Source organism: Rhizobium sp. TBD182 (assembly GCF_001950375.1).
Lineage (GTDB): Bacteria > Pseudomonadota > Alphaproteobacteria > Rhizobiales > Rhizobiaceae > Agrobacterium > Agrobacterium tumefaciens.
The window spans coordinates 378,173-386,868 of the sequence record NZ_BDLN01000001.1 but is presented as its reverse complement, the minus strand read 5'-3'; the positions used below and the strand labels follow the sequence as shown (position 1 = coordinate 386,868).

Genomic DNA, 8,696 nt, shown 5'->3' with positions numbered 1-8,696 from the left:
CTCCCTGCTGGTGGCTTGAAGTGGCATGTCCGTCATGCTCGTGGCCGCAGCCGCAGTCCCCATGGTCATGATTATGGTCGTGATGCTGCTCATGCGCATGATGATGACCATCATCGGGGTGGCAATGTTCGGTCACCGAACCATCCGCGTGCTGCACCCGGCCATCGGGCAGATGGGTGTGGTCGTGATGGTGGCTGTAAACGGCAAGCGCCTTGGCGGCCGACCCACCGAAAAGCCGCATATATTCCGGGCTCTGGCTCACCGCCTGCGGCGTTCCCCGGCAGCAGATATGACCGTTCAGGCATATTACGGTATCGGTTTCCGCCATGACCACATGCAGGTCATGCGAGATTAACAGAATTCCGCAATTGTTTGAATTCCTGATATTTTTTATCAAATCATAAAGCGCGATCTCCCCGGAGAAATCAACGCCCTGCACGGGCTCATCGAGAACCAGCAGATCGGGCTTGCGCGCAATGGCGCGGGCAAGAAGCGCCCGCTGGAACTCTCCGCCAGAAAGATGCTGCACCTCCGCGTTTGCCAGATGCGCGATACCCGTGGCGTTCAGCGCGGCGTCGATTTCGCGCGCGGGAAGCGGCCCGGTCAGCGTCATCAACCGGCGCACAGAAAGCGGCATGGTCCAGTCGACCGAAAGCTTCTGCGGCACATACCCGACCCTCAGACCGGCAATGCGCGATACCGCGCCCTCGCTCGGCTTCAAGACACCGATCGCCATTTTCGCGCTGGTTGATTTGCCCGAACCGTTCGGCCCGATCAACGTGACGATCTCACCCTTGCTGACGGAAAACTCCACGCCGCGCACGAGCCAGCGACCGTTGCGCTGCACGCCGGCATTGGAAAGTGACACCAGTATCTCTTTGCCCTCATGGGCGGAATGAAGCATGGGATTGTCCGATCGGCGATGTTGCTTACCGCTATCGCATACGTTATAGAGTTACGCAATAAATGTAATAACATAACTATACTTCTTCAAGTGGAGTGCATTTCATGAGATCGTTCGTGATCCCGCTCATGGCATCGGTAGCAATAGCGGCGGCCGCCTCCGGCGCCACCGCCGCCCCAAATGTCGTGGTCTCGATCAAGCCTGTCCATTCCCTCGTCGCGGCAATCATGCGTGGCGTGGGCGAACCGCAACTCATTGTCGACGGCGCCGCCTCACCGCATACCTATAATCTGCGGCCTTCCAATGCCCGCACGCTGGAAAAGGCCGATCTGGTCTTCTGGGTCGGGCCTGGACTGGAGGCATTTCTGCAGAAGCCGCTGGAGGCGTTGACCAGCAAGGCAACAGTGGTCGAACTGGAAGATGCCAAGGGGCTGGAAAAGCTTCCCTTCCGCGAAGGCGGCCCTTTCGAGGCGCATGACGATGGCGAAGAGGCCCATGGAGAACATGCCGGCCATGCGGACAGCGAAGACGCTCATGATCATGATCATGCGCACGATGACGGCGACCATGAACACGGCGCGTACGACACTCATCTGTGGCTCGATCCGGCCAATGCCAAGGCCATGGCCCAGACGATAGAAACCGCGCTGATTGCCGCCGATGCCGGCAATGCGGAAACCTATCAGGCCAATACGAAGAAACTGATCGACGATCTCGATGCGCTCGACAGCGAAATTGCCGAAACGGTCAAACCCGTGAAGGACAAGCCCTTCATCGTCTTCCACGATGCCTATCAATATTTCGAGCATCGCTACGGCGTAAAAACGGCGGGATCGATCACCGTCAGCCCCGAAACCCTGCCCGGTGCCGATCGCGTTAGGGAGATGCAGGAAAAGGTTCGCGAACTTGGCGCGACCTGCGTTTTTGCCGAACCGCAATTCGAGCCGAAACTGATCTCCGTCATAACCGAAGGCACGGCGGCAAAGTCTGCGACGCTCGATCCCGAAGCGGCCACGCTTGAACCGGGTCCTGATCTCTACTTCAAGATGATGCGCGGCATCGCCGGCTCGCTGAAGGATTGCCTGTCCTGATCCGCACAGGCGTTCCTTCTATCAAGGCTTCGGCGCCATTGAGGACCAGACCGGGCGGCTGACGCTTTGCAGCGTTTCTGGCGGCGCACCGTTGATGCGTGCCAGCAGAGCCTTGGCAAGCTCCCTGCCTGCAAGCTTGATGTCCTCGTTGACTGTGTGGATTTGCGGCTGGATCCAGTTCAGGAATTCGGCGGACTGTTTCGACACGATATCGATATCCTTGCCGATCCTGACACCGGCTGCCTCAAACCCCGCCACAAGCGCAATCGTGCTGCTGCCGCTGATGGAGACAATGCCGTCAGGGCGATCGTCTGATTGCATCAGGCGCTTGCCGAAATCGCGGATCTTGTCGAGCGGTGTCTCGATGGTGATGGCATCCAACGGGAATTCGGAAACGCCGAAATCCCTGATACCGCGAGTGAACCCCTTGCGGGCGTGGTCGTGGAACGCAAACCGCGATGGCGGCACGATGATGGCGATCCTCTTTCGCCCACATTGCGCCAGCCGCTCCACGGCCTCATAGGCATAAGCCTCGTTATCGAAATCGTGATAGGCGTGCTCAATGCCCATGTCGGACCGCCCATGGGTAACGAAGGGCATTTTGCGCTCCGTCATGAAACGGACGCGCGGATCGTTCGGCTCGATTTTGGAGATAATGACCCCGTCCGCCGAACCGGTTTCGAGAATGTAGCGGATCGGCACCATGGAATCCTTGGCGTGGGTGTGAGGGGTAACGACGAGGTGATATTGCGTCGTCGCCAGGACCTCGGTGATGCCGAATACCATCTGGCTGGTGAAGCCCATCAATTCCTCGTCGACGCTCAGCACCAGCGCGATCACATTGGTCTTGCCGGTGCGAAGGCGCACACCAGCTCGGTTCGGCTGGTAACCGATCTGCTGGGCAATCAGCCGCACGCGCTCCTTGGTTTCCGCGCCGATGTCAGGCGCATCCTTCAGCGCACGCGACACGGTGGTGATGCCAAGACCCGTCATGTAGGCGATGGTCTTCAAGGTCGGGCGCTCGCCCGTTGTCGCCTTCGCTTCGTCCCTGCCGGAATTACCAGTATCGTTCATGTCATTTCGCCACGCTTTGCAGAACAATAATCATAGATAGCTTTTTGTTTCTTGCAAAGGCAAACGTCGCCGGTCGCCGTCACACCCGATCCGGTCTTCGGGCCTTTGGCTATAACGATGTAGGTCGTGAAAAATATCGAACAGACTTATCCCGGATTACCGACCTTACGCGCTCTCGAAAATTCTGCTCGAGAGAGAAACAATGCCAAGAAACTAGATTAATTAGTATCAATAATTAATTGATATTTATAAATAAAAATCAATATATATCAAGGCATCCGTACCCGTGGTTTTCCAATAGTACCAACGGGCATTTTTCGCGCATGAAGTTTCACTCCGAAGACATGACGGAACGATTGTTTTACGGTAACGTTGCCGGAGGGAGGAGATTGCCGAGCTGAGCGAGCTGGATAACGGTTGGCTGGCGGGCATGCATCTTCCCCAGATTCCGACACAAGCCTGCGTCATAAAGGCCAGCTTATCCTATTTGAATTCGTCCATGCAGGGTCCCATCATGATTTCTTCCTCCACGCCCGAAACCGTCATCGATCTGGCCGGGCTCTGGCGCCTGACCTCGCTGGAAGGAGACTACACGACCGACCTTACCGTGCCGGGAGACGTTCACAGCGCACTCAAAAACGCGGGCATCATTCAAGACCCCTATCACGGTGCCAATGAAAATGCGGTGCAATGGGTCGCGCATCGGGACTGGATCATAGAGCGGACCTTCATCCTCGATGACGCTGATGCCAGCTGGTATCTCGATATCGATTATCTCGATACCGTCGCGATCGTCTTCGTCAACGATGTCCCGGTCTTGAGTTCGGACAATTGCTTCCGACGTTACCGTCCCGATGTGTCTCGCGCCGTGCGGCCCGGTGAAAACACCATTCGTCTCCATTTCCACTCCAACATCGCAGCCGGGGCGGAACGGCAGGCGCGGCAACCTTTTTACATTCCCTATCATGAGGGCAACTCGCCGATTGCCAACGGCAACATGTTGCGCAAGCCACAGTGCCATTTCGGCTGGGACTGGAATATCGCGATTGCTCCGCTCGGCCTTTACGGCAAAATCCTGCTGAAGCGCCTCGATACGGCACGGGTCGAACACGTCGTCACCTCACAACATCATGTCGAGGGCGGCGTCGAGCTGCATGTGGCAATCACGCTGTTTGCCGAAGGTCCGGCCAGCCTTCCGCTCTACCTTTCCCTCAACGATGAAAGGCTGCGGCTTGATTGCGGCGTGGGTGCGGGTGAGACGGTGGTGCGCCACGTCTTCTTCGTGGAAGATCCCGCGCTCTGGTGGCCGGCGGGCAGCGGCGAACAGACGCTCTACACGTTGGCGGTGGAGTTGCCGGATGAAACCGTCACCCGCAGGATCGGCTTCAGGACCATTGAACTTCTGACGGACAAGGATGAGGCCGGTAGCCGATTTGCCTTCCGCATCAACGGTCGGGAAATCTTCTGCCGTGGCGCGAACTGGATTCCATCCGATGCGCTTTATTCGCTGACCAGCCGCGAAAAAACCGAAGACCTTCTATGTTCGGCCGTCGAGGCCAATATGAACATGATCCGCGTCTGGGGCGGCGGGTTTTACGAGGAAGACTGGTTCTACGACCTCTGTGACCGTCTCGGTCTTCTGGTCTGGCAGGATTTCATGTTCGCCTGCAATCTTTACCCCTGCAGCGAAGACTTTCTCGACAATGTCGAACACGAGGTCGACTATCAGGTAAAACGCCTTTCCTCCCATCCGTCCATCGCGCTCTGGTGCGGCGACAACGAATTGGTGGGTGCCCTCACCTGGTTCGAGGAGCCCCGCAACAACCGCGACCGTTATCTCGTGGCTTACGACCGCCTCAACCGCACCATCGAAAAGGCGCTGAAAAAAGCCGCCCCCGAAGCACTCTGGTGGCCCTCCAGCCCGGCTTCAGGCTACCTCGATTATGGTGATGCCTGGCATGCGGATGGTTCCGGCGACATGCATTACTGGTCCGTCTGGCACGAAAACAAATCGTTCGACAATTACCGCTCGGTCAAACCGCGCTTCTGCTCTGAATTCGGTTTTCAGTCCTACACCTCCATGCCTGTCATCCGCACCTATGCGGAAGAGAAAGACATGAACATCGCCTCCCCGGTGATCGAACTGCACCAGAAGAATGTCGGCGGCAATGAGCGCATCGCTGGCACCATGTTCCGCTACTTCCGCTTTCCGAAGGATTTCGAAAATTTCGTGTATCTGAGCCAAGTGCAGCAGGCGCTGGCCATCCGAACCGCGGTCGACTACTGGCGCTCGCTGAAACCCCATTGCATGGGAACGCTCTACTGGCAGCTCAACGATACCTGGCCGGTTGCATCATGGTCGAGCCTGGATTACGGCGGCGGCTGGAAGGCGCTGCACTATGCTGCCCGCCGGTTCTTCCAGCCGGTCTCGGTTTCCGCCATTCCCTCGGAAGAGGGACGCCGATTAAGTTTCTCCATGGTCAACGACACGGCGGAAGATGTCGAGATCGACATGAATATTGTCGCCCTCACCATGGAGGGTAACCGCGTGCCGCTGAAATCCGCCAACGGCACTTGCGCAACGGACAAGGCGGCGACGCTGACCGAAATCGACATGGACAGCCTGCCTGATGGCTCCATTCTTGCCTGGAACTTCATAGCATCCAACGGCATGACAGGCGAAGGCCATCATGTGCGCGACACCTACAAGTCTCTGGAGCTCCAGCCCGCTGGACTGACGTTCTCCACCGGCACATTGAAAAACGGCCAGCTCGAAATCGACGTCACCGCAGCCGGTCTTGCCCTCTTCGTCATGCTGGAGGCCGATCAGCCCGGGCGTTATTCCGACAATCTGTTCGATCTCGCAGCGGGCGAAACACGCAGGATCATCTTCACCCCGAAGGCGGGCAGCGGGCAGCCGCAGTTCCGTATCTTCGATCTTTATACCTGCCAATCCTCGCATTGAAACCACGCGGCGAAAGGCTTAACCATCCTTAGCGGAACGGCAGGCAACGTTGCGCCTGCCTCATCTTTCAAAGGTTTGCCGGCTTCTCCGGCAACCATTCATCAGCAAGTGGAGGAAGACCCATGGTTTGGCAACCGGCCGAAAACCGATATACATCCATGAAATACAATCATTGCGGAAAGACTGGCCTGAAGCTGCCGGCGATCTCGCTCGGGCTGTGGCACAATTTCGGCAACGACACACCGCACCAGACCAAACAGGCCATTTGCCGCCGCGCCTTCGACCTCGGTATTACCCACTTCGATCTGGCCAATAATTACGGCCCACCACCCGGCAGCGCCGAAACTGCCTTCGGCGAAATCCTGAAGACGGATTTTAGAGGCTACCGCGATGAAATGATCATCTCGTCCAAGGCGGGCTACAACATGTGGCCCGGTCCCTACGGTGAATGGGGCAGCCGCAAATATCTGATATCGTCCTGCGACCAGAGCCTGAAGCGCATGGGGCTGGACTACGTCGATATCTTCTACTCCCACCGTTTCGATCCCAACACGCCGCTTGAGGAAACCTGCGGCGCGCTGGACCAGATCGTGCGCTCGGGCAAGGCGCTCTATGTCGGCATCTCGTCATACAACTCGAAACGCACCCGTGAGGCCGCCGCGATCCTGAAAGATCTCGGCACGCCCTGCATCATCCACCAGCCGAGCTACTCCATGATCAATCGCTGGATCGAGGAAGACGGTCTGGTCGATACGCTGGAAGATCTTGGCATTGGCTCCATCGTCTTTTCGCCGCTGGCGCAGGGCATGCTGACGACGAAATATCTAGGTGGCGTTCCTGATGGCAGCCGTGCATCGCAGAGCAAGTCACTCAACCCCGCCTTCCTCAACGAGCGCAATGTCGAAAACATCCGCGCGCTCAACCGCATTGCCGAGCGGCGTGGCCAGACGCTCGCGCAGATGGCAATCGCCTGGGTGCTGCGCGGTGGTCGCATCACGTCGGCGCTCATCGGTGCGAGCCGTGTCGAACAGGTCGAGGATTGCGTCAAGGCACTCGACAATGCCGATTTCTCCACAGAGGAGCTTGCGGAAATCGACGGTTACGCGAAGGACGCGGATATCAACCTCTGGGCAAAATCCGCTGAACGCGTTTAATACTTGAAACAGGGTGCCCGGTTTCCACCGGGCAGCCTGATCGACGCAAAAGCTGGACTGAAATCTCCAATAGAAAGATTAACGTCCCCGTCTAACCATTAACAACCATTACATAAATGTAATTTTAAATTCAGTTTCCGTTCATTCGTTTATTCGTAAGTTCTCCTTATCGAAACACGAGAGGAAACATTCATGAAAAAGTTCGTCACCATTCTTCTGGCTGCAACTGTTCTTGCTGCTCCAATGGCCCAGGCACAAAGCCGCCACGACGACCGTCATCGCGGTGTAACCGTCGAGCGTCACACGACCACCAAAAAGGTCATCGTCAAGAAGCACCGTTGGGATCGCGGTCAGCGCCTCTCCCCGGCAGAGCGTCGTCATTTCGTCGACCGCCGCGACTATCGCCGTTACCGCCTGGCAGAGCCGCGTCGCGACCAGCGCTGGGTACGCGTCGACAACCAGTTCCTGCTCATCAACGCCGTCACCGGCCTGATCGTCGGCCTTTCTGCGGCACGCTAAGTAAATCGACGGATGATATAAAAAAGGCCCGCTTGCGCGGGCCTTTTGTCATTTATCGTTATAGCCGATCAGAAAATGTCGGCGCCGCTGCCCCACGGGCCATGCGGCTTGTCGACACCGTCGGTGCGTTCGAAGCCATGCGCGCCGAAGAAATCGCGCTGCGCCTGAATAAGGTTCGCGCTGCCGCGGGCGCGACGATAGGCGTCGAAGTAACCAAGCGCGGAAGCGAGCGCCGAAACCGGCAGACCGGAGAGAACCGCGTAGGAAACGACACGGCGCAGGGCGGCGTCGGTGTCCTTGACGATGCCGGAGAAGGCAGGCGTCACGATGAGGTTGGCCACATGCGGATCCTTGGTGAAGGCCGAGGTGATCTCATCGAGGAATTCCGAGCGGATGATGCAGCCGGCACGCCAGATGCGGGCGATCATCGGCATCGGCAGGTTCCAGTTGAACTCCTTCGATGCGGCCGACATGACGGCAAAGCCCTGTGCGTAAGCACCGACCTTGGCGGCCAGAAGCGCGCTTTCCAGATCGGCGATAAAGGCCTTTTTGTCAGCCGGTGCAGCTGCAACGGTCGGCAGGCCGAAGATCTTCTCGGCAGCTTCGCGCTCGTCCTTCTGCGACGACAGGATACGGGCAGCCACGGCGGCCTCGATGGCAGTTGCGGCGACGCCCATGTTCTGCGCCTCGATAACAGACCACTTGCCTGTGCCCTTCTGGCCGGCCTTGTCGAGGATCAGATCGACCATCGGCTTGCCGGTGATCGGATCGGCAGCGCGCAGAACCTTCTCGGTGATTTCGATCAGGTAGGAGTTGAGACGGCCCTTGTTCCATTCACCGAATACATCGGCGATTTCAGACGCACTCATCTTCAGGCCGTCACGCAGGATGCCGTAGATTTCGGCGATCATCTGCATGTCGGCATATTCGATGCCGTTATGGATCGTCTTGACGAAATGACCGGCACCGTCGTTGCCGAGCCATGCCAC

General features: G+C 57.8%; 7 protein-coding genes. 4 read left to right on the top strand and 3 right to left on the bottom strand.

Features of this window, described 5'->3' with window-relative positions:
- Positions 1-904: ATP-binding cassette domain-containing protein (locus T18_RS02005; protein ID WP_173865417.1), on the bottom strand; the 904-nt coding region annotated here is incomplete at its 3' end.
- 104 nt (positions 905-1,008) lie between these two features.
- Between T18_RS02005 and znuA the strand changes: the two genes are divergently transcribed.
- Entirely contained in the window at positions 1,009-1,995 is a 987-nt protein-coding gene (gene znuA, locus T18_RS02000) for a zinc ABC transporter substrate-binding protein ZnuA (protein ID WP_038491028.1), read from the top strand.
- A 21-nt stretch (positions 1,996-2,016) separates the two neighbouring features.
- On the opposite strand, the gene T18_RS01995 is transcribed toward znuA, so the two are convergent.
- Positions 2,017-3,069: a LacI family transcriptional regulator gene (locus T18_RS01995; protein ID WP_013636164.1), complete on the bottom strand. Its 1,053-nt coding sequence runs from the start codon at positions 3,067-3,069 to the stop codon at positions 2,017-2,019.
- 499 nt (positions 3,070-3,568) lie between these two features.
- Here T18_RS01995 and T18_RS01990 point away from each other — a divergent pair, with 499 nt between their 5' ends.
- The 3 genes from T18_RS01990 (at position 3,569) to T18_RS01980 (ending at position 7,707) form a co-directional block, all read left to right on the top strand.
- Positions 3,569-6,034 (top strand): beta-mannosidase, encoded by a 2,466-nt coding sequence (locus tag T18_RS01990; protein WP_038492814.1) that lies wholly within the window; start codon positions 3,569-3,571, stop codon positions 6,032-6,034.
- A 122-nt stretch (positions 6,035-6,156) separates the two neighbouring features.
- The gene (gene mgrA, locus T18_RS01985) at positions 6,157-7,188 is read left to right on the top strand and encodes an L-glyceraldehyde 3-phosphate reductase (RefSeq protein ID WP_013636166.1); all 1,032 of its coding nucleotides are present in this window, start codon (positions 6,157-6,159) and stop codon (positions 7,186-7,188) included.
- Positions 7,189-7,380: 192 nt separating this feature from the next.
- Positions 7,381-7,707, top strand: a complete 327-nt coding sequence (locus T18_RS01980) for an RcnB family protein (RefSeq protein ID WP_003515287.1) — start codon at positions 7,381-7,383, stop codon at positions 7,705-7,707.
- 68 nt (positions 7,708-7,775) lie between these two features.
- On the opposite strand, the gene gndA is transcribed toward T18_RS01980, so the two are convergent.
- Positions 7,776-8,696 (bottom strand): NADP-dependent phosphogluconate dehydrogenase (gene gndA, locus T18_RS27445; protein WP_323455169.1); only part of this gene is annotated, 921 nt, incomplete at its 5' end.